This window comes from Modicisalibacter luteus DSM 23508 (assembly GCF_000378505.1).
Classification (GTDB): Bacteria; Pseudomonadota; Gammaproteobacteria; order Pseudomonadales; family Halomonadaceae; genus Modicisalibacter; species Modicisalibacter luteus.
Genome location: NZ_KB899994.1, coordinates 243,148 through 258,605, shown reverse-complemented (window position 1 = coordinate 258,605; position 15,458 = coordinate 243,148). Strand labels below are relative to the sequence as shown.

Annotated in this window: 15 protein-coding genes; 1 reads left to right on the top strand and 14 read right to left on the bottom strand. The window is 58.8% G+C overall.

Annotated elements, in window-relative coordinates:
- Nucleotides 1–278 precede the first annotated feature (278 nt).
- The 5 genes from F568_RS0110970 to F568_RS0110950 all read right to left on the bottom strand — a co-directional run bounded on the left by F568_RS0110970 (nucleotide 279) and on the right by F568_RS0110950 (nucleotide 4,660).
- The gene (locus F568_RS0110970; RefSeq protein WP_019018774.1) at nucleotides 279–1,610 is read right to left on the bottom strand and encodes a UDP-glucose dehydrogenase family protein; all 1,332 of its coding nucleotides are present in this window, start codon (nucleotides 1,608–1,610) and stop codon (nucleotides 279–281) included.
- On the bottom strand, nucleotides 1,607–2,401 hold the full coding sequence (locus F568_RS0110965; RefSeq protein WP_019018773.1) for a Wzz/FepE/Etk N-terminal domain-containing protein: 795 nt from the start codon (nucleotides 2,399–2,401) through the stop codon (nucleotides 1,607–1,609). The genes F568_RS0110970 and F568_RS0110965 overlap by 4 nt, the downstream gene beginning before the upstream one ends.
- Before the next feature lie 317 nt (nucleotides 2,402–2,718).
- Nucleotides 2,719–3,462 (bottom strand): Wzz/FepE/Etk N-terminal domain-containing protein, encoded by a 744-nt coding sequence (locus tag F568_RS0110960; RefSeq protein ID WP_019018772.1) that lies wholly within the window; start codon nucleotides 3,460–3,462, stop codon nucleotides 2,719–2,721.
- Nucleotides 3,463–3,651: 189 nt separating this feature from the next.
- Complete coding sequence (locus tag F568_RS0110955; protein WP_229804099.1) at nucleotides 3,652–3,921, bottom strand: hypothetical protein; 270 nt, start codon at nucleotides 3,919–3,921, stop codon at nucleotides 3,652–3,654.
- Nucleotides 3,922–4,279: 358 nt separating this feature from the next.
- Nucleotides 4,280–4,660: a histone-like nucleoid-structuring protein, MvaT/MvaU family gene (locus tag F568_RS0110950; RefSeq protein ID WP_019018770.1), complete on the bottom strand. Its 381-nt coding sequence runs from the start codon at nucleotides 4,658–4,660 to the stop codon at nucleotides 4,280–4,282.
- A gap of 174 nt (nucleotides 4,661–4,834) precedes the next feature.
- Between F568_RS0110950 and bioA the strand changes: the two genes are divergently transcribed.
- Nucleotides 4,835–6,112, top strand: a complete 1,278-nt coding sequence (gene bioA / locus F568_RS0110945; RefSeq protein ID WP_026300479.1) for an adenosylmethionine--8-amino-7-oxononanoate transaminase — start codon at nucleotides 4,835–4,837, stop codon at nucleotides 6,110–6,112.
- A gap of 312 nt (nucleotides 6,113–6,424) precedes the next feature.
- Here bioA and F568_RS0110940 read toward each other — a convergent pair whose 3' ends face one another.
- From F568_RS0110940 to dctP, 9 genes are all read right to left on the bottom strand, one after another.
- Nucleotides 6,425–7,363 (bottom strand): branched-chain amino acid transaminase, encoded by a 939-nt coding sequence (locus F568_RS0110940; protein WP_019018768.1) that lies wholly within the window; start codon nucleotides 7,361–7,363, stop codon nucleotides 6,425–6,427.
- Between the two features lie 26 nt (nucleotides 7,364–7,389).
- The gene (locus F568_RS0110935; protein ID WP_019018767.1) at nucleotides 7,390–8,694 is read right to left on the bottom strand and encodes a D-amino acid dehydrogenase; all 1,305 of its coding nucleotides are present in this window, start codon (nucleotides 8,692–8,694) and stop codon (nucleotides 7,390–7,392) included.
- A gap of 16 nt (nucleotides 8,695–8,710) precedes the next feature.
- On the bottom strand, nucleotides 8,711–9,886 hold the full coding sequence (locus F568_RS22730; RefSeq protein ID WP_019018766.1) for a histone deacetylase-like amidohydrolase: 1,176 nt from the start codon (nucleotides 9,884–9,886) through the stop codon (nucleotides 8,711–8,713).
- Nucleotides 9,883–10,866 (bottom strand): bifunctional Delta(1)-pyrroline-2-carboxylate/Delta(1)-piperideine-2-carboxylate reductase, encoded by a 984-nt coding sequence (gene lhpI, locus F568_RS0110925; protein ID WP_019018765.1) that lies wholly within the window; start codon nucleotides 10,864–10,866, stop codon nucleotides 9,883–9,885. The genes F568_RS22730 and lhpI overlap by 4 nt, the downstream gene beginning before the upstream one ends.
- Before the next feature lies 1 nt (nucleotide 10,867).
- On the bottom strand, nucleotides 10,868–11,227 hold the full coding sequence (locus F568_RS0110920; protein ID WP_019018764.1) for a RidA family protein: 360 nt from the start codon (nucleotides 11,225–11,227) through the stop codon (nucleotides 10,868–10,870).
- A gap of 57 nt (nucleotides 11,228–11,284) precedes the next feature.
- The gene (locus tag F568_RS0110915; RefSeq protein ID WP_019018763.1) at nucleotides 11,285–12,313 is read right to left on the bottom strand and encodes a histone deacetylase family protein; all 1,029 of its coding nucleotides are present in this window, start codon (nucleotides 12,311–12,313) and stop codon (nucleotides 11,285–11,287) included.
- A 7-nt stretch (nucleotides 12,314–12,320) separates the two neighbouring features.
- The gene (locus F568_RS0110910) at nucleotides 12,321–13,598 is read right to left on the bottom strand and encodes a TRAP transporter large permease (RefSeq protein ID WP_019018762.1); all 1,278 of its coding nucleotides are present in this window, start codon (nucleotides 13,596–13,598) and stop codon (nucleotides 12,321–12,323) included.
- Complete coding sequence (locus F568_RS0110905; RefSeq protein ID WP_019018761.1) at nucleotides 13,595–14,167, bottom strand: TRAP transporter small permease; 573 nt, start codon at nucleotides 14,165–14,167, stop codon at nucleotides 13,595–13,597. The genes F568_RS0110910 and F568_RS0110905 overlap by 4 nt, the downstream gene beginning before the upstream one ends.
- 78 nt (nucleotides 14,168–14,245) lie before the next feature.
- Nucleotides 14,246–15,325, bottom strand: a complete 1,080-nt coding sequence (dctP, locus tag F568_RS0110900; RefSeq protein ID WP_019018760.1) for a TRAP transporter substrate-binding protein DctP — start codon at nucleotides 15,323–15,325, stop codon at nucleotides 14,246–14,248.
- Between the last annotated feature and the right edge of the window lie 133 nt (nucleotides 15,326–15,458).

Genomic DNA, 15,458 nt, shown 5'->3' with positions numbered 1-15,458 from the left:
GGGTTCTCAGGAATGGTAAACCCGGTAAATTTGCAGCTATTTGCGCTTTGCCAGTCCCTCTGCATTTTTGCCACATGACAATGCATGGCTATGAATTAGGTGGCGCTGCTCAACGCCTTTTCCTTATGGAATCCTGCAATTTTGCAGATTTTGGCATTTCGCCAGAAAAACTGCAGTTTTGCAGTGTACCGCTGCAGGCCTGCAGCGGCTGTCTATGTAACCCTTTGATTTATAACAGAATTACCGATAAGGCGGGGGTTATCGTTAGCTTACTTTGCTCACTCAGCAGAGCGCCCTACCGAGTAATAAATAAAGTCCTTCTTGCTCATTCGCTTGGGCTCGTACAAGTTACGCCCATCGAAAATGATCGGCTGGCTTAGCTGCTGCTTTATCAATTCAAAATCAGGTGCACGGAAGGATTTCCATTCGGTCACGATAATCAAGGCATCCGCGCCTTTAAGCGCGGCTTCCTTTGTGCCGCAAAGCGCTAGGTCATCGCGGTTGCCGTAGATTCGCTGAGTTTCTTCCATAGCCTCGGGATCGTAGGCTTGGACCTTGGCACCGGCCATCCAGAGCGCTTCCATCAGCACGCGACTGGGCGCCTCACGCATATCGTCAGTATTAGGCTTAAAGGCTAGGCCCCACAGCGCGAAGGTCTTGCCCTGCAGATCGCTTTCGTAGTGACGATTTATCTTCTGGAACAGACTGGTCTTCTGCTCGTAGTTGCGGGCTTCCACGGCCTTGAGCACCTTTGCGTCAAACTCGATGCCATCGGCGGTACGAATCAGTGCCTGGACGTCTTTGGGAAAGCAGGAGCCGCCATACCCAACGCCTGGATAGATGAAGTGGTAGCCGATACGCGGATCCGACCCAATACCTTGGCGGACCATCTCTATATCCGCACCCAATCGTTCAGCCAGGTTGGCCATTTCGTTCATGAAGCTGATCTTGGTCGCCAGCATGCAGTTGGCGGCGTACTTGGTCAGTTCTGCGCTACGCACGTCCATAATAATGATCTTTTCATGGATACGATTAAATGGCGCGTAGAGTTCACGCATTACCTCTTCAGCGTGTTCACTATCTGTACCGATGACGATACGGTCAGGCTTTTGGCAATCGGCAACGGCGGAGCCCTCCTTGAGGAACTCCGGATTTGAGACCACATCGAAGGTGAGGTCGCTGCGCCCTCTTGCCGCCAGCGTCTCGGTAATCCTTGCCTTGACCTTGTCTGCCGTCCCTACAGGAACGGTCGATTTGTTGATAACGATCTGATGGCGATCCATATGCTGGGCAATGGTTTCGGCAACGGCCAGCACGTACTTGAGGTCGGCGGAACCATCCTCGTCCGGCGGCGTACCGACGGCGATGAACTGGATGTCGCCGTGGGCAACGGCTGCTACGGCATCGTTCGTGAAATCGAGACGGCCCTCAGCGAAGTTTTCCTTGACCAAGGACTCGAGCCCGGGCTCGTAGATAGGAATATGTCCTTCCTTGAGCCGCTCAATCTTATGGCTATCGACATCGACACAGACAACCTGATGGCCAGCATTGGCCAGAACGGCTCCTTGTACCAAGCCGACATAACCGGTCCCGAATACAGTCACGTTCATTGCTTGCTTTCTGCCTTTGATTTTTCGTTTTCTTTTAAGCTGGATCGAACCAAGGAGGTGAACTGCAAGATGAACGCACCAATGACGGCTAGAATACCTCCAAGTACAATCGCTAGTGCCATGATAAGGCTACGGCTCGTTCCTGTGGGCTTTAGGCTCTGTACCGCTATTTGACCCACTTCTCCAGCAGTTAATTCTTCAAGACTTGCTTCAAGGTTCGCAATACGACCCATGATACTTGCCGTGACTTCAGCAGCGCCTAGGCTGTCGGATTCTCGTACCGTTTCCAACGACTGCCTGGCGCTCGTCAGTTGGCGCTCCAATGCCTCACTGTGCCGTTCCACCATGGCTTGTTGCCCTTCCTGCAAGCGAGTCAACACTCCTTCATGCAAATGGGCGACAATTTCCTGATCTGCTTCACTGGCCTGGGATGACAAAGTGACCAGCAGCGTTTCTTTCGGGTTTTCGATACGCACCTCGAAAGGCAGGCTAACGAGCCCCGTCTTAGCGAGGAGCTCTCTTGTAACTGGTCCCAAATAAAGGTTTTGTGCCTTGGCAACCAATGATTCGGGCGTCTCTAGCGGTACGCCTGGTGCCTTTTCAGCGACATTATAGATGGAGGAATAGCTATAGGTCCGAGGCACCAAAAGAGCATAGGCAAGAGCCAACGCAACGATGACGACGAAAATAACGGCCATGGCTTTCCAACGGCGAACCAGGATAGTAGCCAGATCAACCAATGAGATCTCGTCGTCGTATTGACGGTAAGAGGTGCTGTCTTGCGGGGTCATAGAGGCGTTATCCTTTAACGCAGAAATACTCAGGCACGCTACCGCCCGGGGATTGTTCCGGGCAACTTCCCAAGGCCCTGTAGTTTTGGAGCGCCATGACCGGGTCGTAAGGAGAAGCCGGGCGGAAACACTACCACGCATGCGCTTACACTGTAGTAACCCGTCCTTAGCTCACTCACCTACACCGTTGGTAAGGCGCAATCGTTCTGTTACACGCTGTTATTTAGCCAAGCGGGTATTCTAGAGGAGGGCTCTGCCCTCCTCTAGGTTTCCGGCGTATGAATTTTGTGTGCACTGCGTCGCGTGTAAGCGACAGGTTAGCCGGTTGCAAGACGCTGCCTGACGGCAAAGGCAAAATGACTGCTGAACGCAGCAAGTATAGCCAGCACCAGACCCGCCACAGCACTTATAAGCACAAGCGCCCAAGGCGCGATGCCTTTAGGCTCCAGACTACGCACCGCAAGCTGAGATACTCCTCCCGGACGTATTGCCGCCAGTCGTGCCTCGAGTTGGTTGACTTCCACTGACAGATTGCCGTCTACGACACCGACCTGCCGAATGGCTGAACGCAGTCCCTCTAGCCGATAGTCCAATGACTGTTCGGTGCGTTCGACCAAGTCCAACTGAGTTTGAGCCAAGACTTTCATGATTGCCCTGTGCAAGTTCTCTACGTTGGTCTGCAAGTCCTCCGGTGCGTTCGACGTCAAAGCAATCAGGTCCGTACCCTGGGGTTGGCTGAATACCAGATCGAAAGGTAAATTGCCCCATTGGTTAGCCTGCAAGAATTCACGAACTTCGCTGGGCTGTATCTGCAATCGCAACCGGGCAAGTAGCGCACTGGGCGCTTCCAAAGGCACGGGCTCCCCCTCGGCATCTTGAGCCTCGGCAATGGAATAGAGCGAAGTGTAGGTATAGGTGGCCGATTGCATGAACGCCACAGCGATCGCGACCAAGGCAATGGCGAGGAAGATGGCAAGCATGAGCTTCCAACGCCTGACGAGAAGCACAGCGAGATCCACCAGCGAAACTTCATCGCTGGGCGAAGAGGTATGATGATTCATCCACGGTCCCTGCACAGCGCGTCGTCATAGCGACGCCTTTCTAGTGGTTAACTAAATAGTACGGTACTACCTCCGTACTGTTACACGATTGTAATACAAGGGACCTATCGGCACTAGCTCATAAAACTTAACGCTAGCAGGGAAAAATCTGAAAAATTCAGGACTTAGCTTTTTTTATCGCGCTTGCTGTCAAGCGATCTTGCCAAGCTTCAGCATGGTACGCAGCAACGTATCGACGCTGGTGTCGGTCTGCTGGTAGTCGGTCATCAGTGCACGCAGCCGCTGTTCGAACTCGTGAGGGTCGTCCTCGAGCGGTGGCTGTACTTCTTCAGGCTCGGGTTTGCGGCTGGTTTTGTCGAGTTCTCTCAGGGCTTGGGCAAAGGCGTCATCAAGCTCTCGGAACTTGCGTAGCTTTTCTCTCTCGTCCATCTGACGAGAATGCGGCTTGGAAGATTTCATGTATCAAGAAGACCACGGGTTATTCAACGAAACTGTAATAAGGCCGCTGGGAACTGGCCAGAAAGAGGCCCCATTGCGGGACCTGCCCCGAAAGTGCTTGGTACACGGTTACGATAACGTATCCATTGAACGCGGGGCTGCTGTGTTTTTATGCAGCAAGTGAATGGAAACTCAATCTGTCTGTGTTCGTCAAGATACACGGCGGAAATAAAAAAGCCCGGCCTAGACGACCGGGCATAAAAAACAGGGAAATACCGGATTCATGCTGGAATCAGATATCAAAGCTATCTTACATTACATTCTGTAACATTCAATTACATTTTGCACACTTCCCAACCCTCAGAAGACGCTGCCACCTTCAATCGGAGCGTACCCAGGACTCCACGGTGTCAGCGCCATATTCCTCCCTCCACGCCTTGAGCGTTTTGTGATTGCCACCACGCGTCTCGATGCGCTCGCCGGTATCGGGATGTTCATAGACCTTTAACCTGCGCTTACGGCGGCCATCGGAGGCGTTCACTGCCTCATGGCTTGTCGATGACGCCTGTATCACAGGCAGGGCCTCGAGTAGCTTGACCACGTCGGGAACGCGCTTATCGAACTCTTCCATGAGCGTATCCAGCCGAGCCTTGAAGGTCAGGTCGGATTGGAGCTGCTGATCATTTTCCAGTTGCTTGAGCTCGTCGCTTAGCTGCTTGAGCTGCTGTTCCTTGATGAGGTACTCGCTTAGCAGAGACATGCGATTATTGCCTTTGGTAATAAAGGGGAAGCCGTGATCCATTATTGGCGTAGTAGCGCACCCTGCCAAGGAAACTGTGTGAGAAACCCTGTTGCGAGTGGCCGCAGGGTGTCTACCCATCGACGCCTCATGTTAACCTTTTGTTGAACACAAGGTTAACAGAGTGGTCCTGCCATGCCCCTTCCTACTCAGACGTTATGGCACCCTTACGCTCAGATGAAGACACAGCCGAAGGCGCCGCGAGTTGTTGGTGGCCAGGGGGCCTGGCTTCACCTCGAAGGCGGCGAGGCCCTACTGGACGCCACCTGCTCGTGGTGGTGCATGATTCACGGCTATGGCCACCCTCGCCTCGTTCATGCGCTCAAGGCCCAGGCGGACACGCTCTGCCATGTCATGCTGGGCGGACTGACGCATGATCCCGCCCAGCAGCTTGCCGATGCCTTGGTGCGTGTCACGCCTAAAGGCCTTGATCATGTGTTCTTTTCGGACAGTGGTTCGGTAGGCATGGAAGTCGCCATGAAGATGGCGGTGCAGTACCAGGTGCAGTGCGGCCGGCCCGAAAAGCATAAAATGCTCTCGTTGATGCGCGCTTACCATGGCGATACTACGGGGTGCATGGCGGTATGCGATCCCGAGGAAGGCATGCATTCGTTGTTCTCCGGATTTTTGCCCCGCCACCATTTTGCCCCGGCCCCCACCGCGCCTTTCGAAGCCTCGCCTGAAGCGGTCGAGGGCGATATCGCGGCCCTACACCAGGTCTTTGAGCAACATCATCAAGAGATCGCCGCATTACTGATGGAGCCCCTGCTACAGGCAGCCGGTGGGCTCAACATGACCTCGCCCTACTACGTGCGTGCCGCTCGGGAACTGTGTGACGAGTTCAATGTACTACTGGTCTTCGATGAGGTCGCGACCGGCTTCGGGCGCACCGGCAAGTTGTTCGCCGCCGAGCACGCCGAGGTCACACCGGATATCATGGTCCTCTCCAAAGGGCTGACCGGCGGGTATCTGGGGCATGCTGCGACACTGGCGACGAGCCATGTTTATGAAACCTTTCTGAGCGACGACCCGGGCCATGCCTTCATGCACGGCCCCACATTCATGGGGAATCCTCTGGCCTGCCGAGTGGCGTTGGAAAGTCTGGCCATCTTCGAAGAGGAGGATTACCTGGGCAAGATCGCCACGCTGAACGCTGTGCTGCGCCATGAGCTTTTCGAAGACACTGCCCTTCACCAGCATCCGCACGTGGATGACGTACGCGTGTTAGGAGCGACCGCAGTCATCGAAGCCAAAACGCCAGAACAATTGACCGGCGTGCAGGATTTCGCCCGTGAGCGCGGCGTATGGCTGCGTCCATTCGGGCGTTGGCTATACACCATGCCAGCCTATGTCACTACCCCCGATGAGATGCGCCGGATCACGTCAGTAATGAAGGCTTGGTTCCTGCGATAGGAACTAGCGAAAAACTTCCAGGCGCCATGTACGATTTCTTCATCCAACCTTCACAGCGCTGTCATGCGAAAACGTCACGCTGAGCATGCCGGTTAGCACTGACGGGCGACCGTTCACCCCCTCAAGACAACGGATAATGTCGTTCAGCGTGTAGGGACACGAAGAGGGCAAGAAAGAGGGGAAGGCAGGCACAGGACGTGCTCAGGGATGATAGACCGCAGGCCAAACAGCAGGACGCTGACCAAGGATGATGAAGAATTTCGCCATGGAGCCCCTCCATGGCGTTTCTTTTGTTGCGCTACCCTGCTCCGGTCAAACAGGATGCAGCCAGTCCGCATAAGCCGCCAGACCGTTGTCGCGCTCACCGCAAACCAGGCTGCGGTAAAGGCGCTGGATTTCCCGCGTGACGGGGCGTTCCCCGCCCCTGCCGATTTGCCGTCCATCCAATTCACGAATCGGCAGGATTTCCGCTGCGGTACCTGTAAAGAAGGCTTCATCAGCAGTATAGACTTCGTCACGGGTGATGCGGCGCTCCTTTACTTTCATGCCTAGTCGTTCACGCGCCAGCACGATCACCGTATCTCGGGTGATTCCCTGCAGGCACGATGTCACCTCGGGGGTATGCAATACCCCATCGCGGACCAAAAATATATTTTCCGCCGAGCCCTCGGCGACATAGCCTTCAGGATCAAGCATGAGTGTTTCATCGAAACCTGCCTTCACGGCCGTGTTCAGCGCCAGCATCGAGTTGACGTAATGGCCGTTGGTCTTGGCCCGGCACAGGCTGATATTGACGTGATGGCGACTCCACGACGAGGTCAGCACCCGCAGCCCCTGATCGGCGGCGTCTGGCGAGATGTAATGATCCAGAAACCAGGCGGGAACCATCACGTTCACACTGAGCCCCTGGGCGCGCAGCCCCATACCCTCGGCACCGAAGAACACGGTCGGCTTGAGATAGGCATTGCGGAGGCCGTTGCGCCTCAGGGCCTCGCACTGGGCTTCGATCAGGGCATCGGCAGTGTACTCCAGCCCCATATCCAGGGAGTGGGCGCTGTCGAGCAGACGTCGGGTATGCGCCTCGGCCCGGAAAAGATGGGGGCCATGGGGCCCGTCATAGGCCCGTACGCCTTCAAAGCACCCCATGCCGTAGTGCAGGGTGTGCGTCAGCAAGTGTCCCTTGGCGTCGCGCCAGGGAATGAACTCACCGTTCAGCCAGAACCAGCCATCCCGATCGCTGATCGAGTCCATGTCGCCTCCCTATCGTTTTACGAGTTTCACCGCTCGAACCGCAACGGACGAAAGGCGGCCAGGTCGACGGCGGGCCTTTCCCCGTCGATCAACTGACCGGTCAGTTCCGCGCTGGCGGCGGACAGGGTCCAACCGAAGGTACCGTGCCCCGTATTGATGAACAGGTTTTGCTGCCTTGCCCTACCGATAGCCGGTGGGCCATCAGGCATCATGGGCCGAAAGCCCGTCCATGATTTAGCCTGTTCGAGGTCTGCAACACCCGGAAAACGCGATTCGATAGCTTTACGAATGGTAGTCAAACGAGATAACGGTATATTCCTATCGAACTCTGCCAGCTCGACGAACCCGGTCGCACGCAGGCGATTGCCCAGGCGAGTCGCCACAACCTTGTAACGGTCATCGATCACGGTAGACCGCGGTGCCTTTGCGGCGTCCACGATTGGGGCGGTCAGGGAATACCCTTTGACGGGATAGATCGGCAGTCGCAGGCCCAGCCGCTCGCCTAACGTACGCGATTCACACCCTGCACAAAGCACGAAGGCATCGGCTTCGAGCGTTTCCTCTTGCTCATCCGAGGCTCCCTTGATCTGAGCAACGGCCTGCGTTGCGGGCCTGATCGTCACGTGGCGCACGCGTCCACTATCCGACACTGCCGAAGTGACTTCGGTATGCCAGCGAAACTCGACGCCCCGGACCCGGCACTGCTCAACGAGCGCGCGCGTGAATTGTTGGCAGTCCCCCGTCCCATCATGGGCCATGCGCAACGCGCCGAAGAGCGGTGCATCGCCCTGCAGTCCAGGCTCGTAGTCGTATACCTGCGCGGGAGAGAGCCACTGGGCATCGATGCCCAACTCGTCGAGTAGACCGGTACTCGCCTTGAGCCCATCCGCAGTGGCGGCATCGCTGGCGAGATCGATCAGGCCGGCGTGGTCCCCATCGAAATCCAGCGAGAGACTCTCTTCCAGGTCAAGGAAGCACTGACGGCTGTAGGCCCCCAACCTCAACATGGCTCGCTTGTTGGCCTCGAACAGACCCGGCGTCTTGGCCAGGCGCCACGTCGCCAACAGGAACTGCAGGGTCCAGGGCGAGGGAGGAAGAGACATCTTCAGTGGGCCATCGGCCTTGACCAGCCAGGGCAGCGCCTTCTTGAGCATGGCCGGCGAAGCCCAGGGATACACATAGCCGTAGGAGCGCTGGCCGGCATTGCCCCGGCTGGTTTCCTCAGCCGAGGCAGCGTGGCGCTCGATAACGATCACGTCATGGCCTCGACGGGCCAGGGAAAACGCCGTGGTAACGCCCACCACGCCTGCCCCGATCACGGCAATCCGCATAAGGTGTCCCTCTGGGTCAACGAGTTTCCATGGGAAGACATGATGCGACCAATGCGTCGGCCTCGTCCAAGGCACCGAAACGCTCCCAGCCCTGTCGCCAGGCATCGATCAGCTCACGCTGATGCGGTTGCAGGGATTGATATCCCCACCCCGCAATCTCGTCGTTCTGGGGATCGTGAACATGAATCCGACTACCGGCCAGGGTGGCGATGACGGCATGACCGCACAGCGGTACGTAGCCTTCCGAATAGCCGCCTTCATGAATCATGACCAGCCGCCCTTGGCACAGCCTGTCCGCCAGCGCCTGGACCTGAGCGGTCATTTCAGCGAAGGCGGCGCTATTGAGCAGCATTTTGCCTAACGGGTCCTTGCCGCAGGCGTCGTAGCCACAGGCGACAACGATCATCTCGGGGCGGAAGGCAGCTACAGCCGGCAGTACCAGGCGCTGCATGGCGTATCGATAGGCGCCTAGCCCGCAGCCGGGCGGCAACGGCAGGTTGAGGTTGGTGCCGATGGCCTCGCCCTCTCCCTGCTCCTCGAACGCCCCCGTTTCCAGCGGATAATTGCCGGCCTGATGCATCGACACGCTGAATATCTCGGGATCGTCGTAGAATGCCGCCTGGGTTCCGTTGCCATGGTGCACGTCCCAGTCGATGACGACGATGCGTCTCGGCGATGTCACCTCGCTACGCTTTCTCAGGCGCTGCAAGGCAATAGGAATATTACCCAGCAAGCAGAAACCCCGCCCACGATCGGCCTCGGCGTGATGGCCTGGCGGTCGGCAAAGCGCATAGGCATTGCGGCGGCGCCCGGCGGCGACGTCTTCGATTGCGGCAATGGCCAACCCTACGGACTGTTGCGCCGCCGCGAGACTGCCCGCCGTGTACGGCGCCCCTTCCCCGGCGTCGCCCCAGCCCCGCTGACTGCCGGCTTCCAGCTCATCGAGGTAGCGCGAGGTATGAAAGCACGCCAGATCGTTACGGGTCGCGGCCGGTGGCTTGCTGACCACCAGCTCGTCGATGAGCCCAGACACTTCGAGCAGGTTCTTCAGGCGCCGCTTGCTTTCCGGGCTCTCGGATGCCGGCTGGGGCTGAAGGTACTCGCCCGGCGCGGAGAAAACCCCGATGGCACCGGGATCATGCCAGAAACAGCGCTCGTGCCAGTAGAAGCCACAGCCGTGCGGTGTCGTCATTCCGTTACCTTGCCCTTGCCCTTGCCCTTGCCCTTGTCCTTGTCCTTGTCCTGTAGCCTTTCCCAGACCTCGATAGCGGCTGCCAGATCCTCCAGCGAGGCACCTACCGACTTGAAGACCGTGATGCTCTGGGCATCCTGCCGGCCAGGCCGCTCGCCACGCATCAGTTCGGCCAGCTCGGCGCGAATCGCGTCGAAGTCGAATCGCCCTTCTTCGATGGCCTGGTGAATGTCGCCTGCCTCACCGCGCGCCCCGGCATAGGTATCGACGAATACCTCGCCCCGGACCAGGCATTGCGCATCGCTTTCGCGCATACCGGGCCGAAACGCCCCCACCAAGTCCAGGTGCGTGCCAGGGCGAAGCCAGTCCCCTTGGATCAGGGGCTCATTTGACAGGGTGGCGCAACTGACAATGTCCGCCTCACCCGTGGCGGTTTCCAGATCGTCGACCGCCGCACAATCGAAGCGATCAGCGTACTCCCTGGCCAAAGCCGCAGCCTTGGCGGGATTGCGCCCCCAGATCCTGACACGGCGTAACGGTCGTACCGCCGCATGGGCCTCGATCAACATGGGCGCGAGCTTGCCGGTGCCTACCATCAGCAGGGTTTCCGCATCCTCACGGGCCAAGGCTCGCGATGCCAGGGCCGATGCCGCTGCCGTGCGCCGACGTGTCAGCTCGCTGCCCTCGATACAGGCCAGCGGACGCCCGTGTCTCCCTTCGCAGAGTACATAAAGCCCCGATATTGCCGGCAGGCCATGCTCGGCATTCTGCGGAAAGACATTGACCATCTTCATGCCGATATAGCCACCCGGTTCCCATGCGGGCATCAACAGCATGGTTGCCTCGCCATCATCACGCTGCATGGCATGATGATGGCGTGGCGGTGCTTCCACACCCTGCCGAAAGACATCTCCAATGCGATTGACCAGTGACGGCCAGGGCAGCGACGCTGCCACCTCTTCCGCGGTAACAATGCGCATATCAGGCCTCCCGCAACGCTGCCACCACCATGATTTCGACTTTCCACTCCGGCTTGGCCAGGCGAGCCTCGACACAGGCGCGTACCGGCGGGCGACCGGGTGCGACCCAGGCATCCCAGGCAGCATTCATGGCATCGAACTCGGCCATGTCGGTAACCCAGATCGTGGCCGACAGCAAATGATCCTTGCCCGACCCGGCCTGAGAGAGAAGACGATCGATCGACTCGAGCACCTGCTGCGTCTGGCCCTGCATGTCGGCGCTCGTGTCATGGGGCACCTGGCCTGCCAGGTAGACGGTGCCGTTATGCACGGTTACCTGGCTCATGCGTTTGCCGGCGTCGGTGTAGCGGATATCGCTCATGTCATGGTTCTCCTTCTGTCATTACTGTTCCTGAATCGCTGAGCAAGCGCAGCCCGATCAGCGAAACCCTTTCATGAAGGCGGCCAAATTCTTGCCCAGGCTGACGGTGGGATAGCCACCTTCCTGTACCAGTACAGTCGGCAGGTCGAGCGCCTTCAGCCGCGCCCCGATCGGCGTGAAGTCCTCGGTTTCCAGCGTTAACCCGGCCAATGGGTCATCCTTGTGCGCATCCAGCCCCAGCGCGACGACCACCGCCTCGGGCCGGAATGCCTTCATGCTCTCAAGAAGCTGCTCAAGCGCCTCATTGAACCGTACCCCATTGCTACCGATAGATAACGGTATATTTAGATTGGCGCCTTCGCCATCACCGCTACCGCGCTCGTCGGCACCACCCCAGAAGAAAGGATAAAACTCGCTAGGGTCGGCATGCAGCGAGCCGGTCCACACATCGCCACGGGTATAGAAAATGTCCTGGGTGCCGTTGCCGTGATGCAGGTCGACATCGATGATGGCAACGCGGGCGAACGCCTCGCGAAGGATGCTGGCGGCCAGTGCAGAGTTGTTGAGGAAGCAGAAGCCACCGGCCCGCTCTGGACCGGCATGATGGCCCGGCGGCCGGCACAAGGCATAGGCCGAGCGTTCGCCGGCCAGCACGGCATCAGCCGCCGCTTCGGCGGATGCCGCACTGGCAAGGATTCCGGCGAAGCTACCCGCCCCGATCGGACACGCCATGTCGTGCAGATGCCACCCCGCCTGCCCGACCGGATGCTCGGGGTAATGGTGACCACCGCCGGTGGGATGCACATTGGGCGCGACCAGTTCGGCGGCGCCGGGCATCGCACGCCAGCGGGCGTGGATGGTCTCGAGAAAATGGAGGTAGCGCGGGGTATGGATTGTCTCCAGCCGTCGGCGCAACCCAGGACTATCGATAGACGTCGGCGACTCGAGCCTCAGCCCCAGTTCAGTCAGCGCATCGGCCAGGCGCTCGGCACGCTCCGGGCGCTCCGGCGAGGGAGCCGGCGCGCCACGAAGCAGGAATGTCGGCGGCGCGTGTCGGTCCTGCGCCGGGGAATAAAAGCATTGCATGCGAACCTCAATCCAGCAGGCCGGGAATCCAGGTCGACAGTGCCGGGAACAGCGCCAGCAGCACGATGACCGCGAGGAAAGCGAAATAGAACGGCAGCGAGGCGATGATCGCTCGCTCGTAGGGCACCTGGGCGATACGTGCCGCGGTCATGAGCGTCATGCCCACTGGCGGTGTCACGTTGGCGATGTTCAGGGTGACGATCATGACGATGGCAAAATGCAGGGGGTCAAACCCCAGGCTGACCATGGCCGGCACAACGACCGGCCCGATGACGACCAGTGCCGGTAGCACATCCATGACCGTACCGATGATAATCAGCAGCAGGCACACCAGCATGATCTGGATGAACGCTACGTCGCTGACGGTCGTGATCAGTTCTGCCGCGTCTCGGGCAATGCCCGAGCGTGTAACGAACCAGCCGAGCACCGCAGAGGTGGCAAGCAGAAAGAACACCACACCCGAAAAGCGCACCGTGGTTACCAGTGCTTCCCACACCTTGCGCAGCGTCAGGTTCTTGTAGAAGACGAAGCCGATGAAGATTGCATAGACTGCTGCGAAGCCCGAGGCCTCGGTGATCGTGGTCATGCCGGACAGAATGCCCCCCAGGATGATCAGCGGCACGAGCAGTGCCGGCAGCGCCGAAAAGAACGCCATTACCGCGATCTTGATCGGCGTTGCGCCCTGCTTCGGATAACCGCGCACCCAGGCCAGGACCATGCTGGTCACCAACAGCGTCAGCGCCATCAATAGCCCCGGCAGGATGCCACCGGCAAACAGATCGATGACTGAAATATCGCGCAACAGCGTGGCATAGACGACCATCACCACGCTGGGCGGTATGATCGGTCCGATGATCGATGAGCAGGCGGTCACGGCGGCGGCATACTCGGCGTCGTAGCCCTGCTTCTTCATCTCGGGGATCATGATCTTGCCGATGGCCACGGTGTCCGTGATCGCCGCCCCGGTCAGGCCGGCAAAGAACAGCGATACGGTCACATTGACGTGACTCAGTGCGCCCCGTACGCGCCCCAGCAAGGCGTTATTGAACGTGATCAGCTTCTGGGTCAGGCCGCCCTGGTTCATCAGTTCGGCCGTGAAGATGAAGTACGGCACGGCGATCAGCATATAGCCGGACACGCCGGAGAACATGCGGTCGGCAATGATGCCAACCAGGCGTTCGCCGCCCAGCGAATAGACCCCAGCGACACCCGAGATGGCCATGACCACGGCGACCGGCGCGCCGATCAGCAACACCACCACGAAGGCGACGATCGCAACACTCATGGCCGGACCTCGCTTTTGCTATCCAATACGGAGTCATCGATTCCCGGATCATCCAGTGCTTCATCGATCAGCGCATTTTCATCGCTGAAATGCTCGAGCAGATCGAAACCGTAGACCAGATGAAGCAGGAAGATCGCCCCGGTCAACGGCACGGTAATCGCCGTCCAGTGATGGGATATCTGAATGGTGTCCGACACCATGTAAACCTGGGTGGCATTCAGAAAAAAGCTCCAGCCATACCAGATCATCAGCAGCGCGAAGCCCGCCATTACGAGTAGCGTGGCGATGGCGGCCAGCTTGACCAGTGACGCAGGCAGCAGCCGCACCAGCAGTGTCATGGCCACATGCTCGCCGGAGCGCAGCGCGATGGTGGTCGACACCAGCCCGATCCACGGCAGGAACAGCCGCGCCAGTGAGTAAGTCCAGCTCAAGGCATCGCCGGTGAACAGGGTATAGAGGAACCCAGTAAACGAGATGGCCAACATGGCCAGTACACAGGCGACGCATAGCACGATGGCGGCCCGGTTCACGCCATCACTCACCCGGCGGGCAGCACTTAATAGCGACATGGCTTGGTCCTGGAGTGGCTAAAAAAGCAAAGCAGCTAGCCAGCCCCGTCATGCCGGGCGGCATGACGGACAACGCTGTTACTGGCCGTAGCGCTGGTAGGCCTGCTCGGGCAGCGTTTCGCGCAGGGTCTGCACTTCGGCTAGCAGGTCATTGACCAGTTGCTCATCCATGCCGAACTCGTTGACGATCCACTCCTGCCAGGCCGGCCGGGCTATCTCGGCCATCTTGGCGCGCTCGTCGGCAGGCATGATGTAGCATTCCTCGAAAAGCTCGCAGGATTTTTGCCAGCTTGCCGTCGCCAGTGCCCCCGAGGCCCCGTGGCTGAGCGCGATGGCCTCGCGTGCGGATTCGGTGATCACGCGCCGGTATTCCTCGGGCAGTGACTGGTACCAGTCCTCGCTGACCACCCAACTGGCGCTGTTGTAGACATGTCCGGTCAGCGTGGTGTAGTCGGTTACCTCGTCCAGGCCGTAGGTAGTATTGATCACCGGGGCGTTAAACTGCCCGTCGGCCAGGCCCGTCTCCAATGCCGTAATCAGCTCGCCCCACGGTAGCGGTGTGGCGGAGGCGCCGAGTGCGCGCATGGTGGCGACGTGAGCCGGGTTCTCCTCGGTACGGATGTTGAGACCCTGAAGGTCATCGACAGTCTTGATCAGGTGTTCATTGTTGGTAAAGGCCACGAAGCCGCCACCGTCGTCGAACGTGCCCAGGTAACGCATATTGGCGGCATCGACGGTGCCCTGCATGAAGTCGGCGAACCATTCTCCGTCGAAGAAGGCCCAGGCCTGACGCCAGTTGTCGAACAGGAACGGTGCCGTGACGGCCTGATAGTCCTGATAGAACGAGGACATGGCCCCGGACGTCAGGATGGTCGATTGCAGTGCCCTTCCGCCATCCTGTACCTGCGAGCCGGTTTCCACTTCGGAACCCAACTGCCCACCGCCGAAGATGCTCACCACGACATCACCGTCGGTACGTGACTCGACCAGATTCTTGAAGTGGACCAATGCCGGATAGATGCTGTTGTTGGTGAGGTTTTCAGGAATCAGGGTGGCGACGGCCATCTCGTATTCCTGGGCCTCGGCATCGGCGACGCCAAAGGCCATCGGCAGCGCTGCCGCGACGGCAGTGACCGTAAGGAGCTTCTTGATATGCATGTGCCTTTCCTTACTTATCGTTGTGAGAGGATTAAAGCAGCATTCTTCTGAGGATATGGCGATTGGGGCTGGGGCGCTTGCCCCAGGCTAGGAAAGTTTTGCCCGATACTCGGCATTTCATGCCCACATCTCA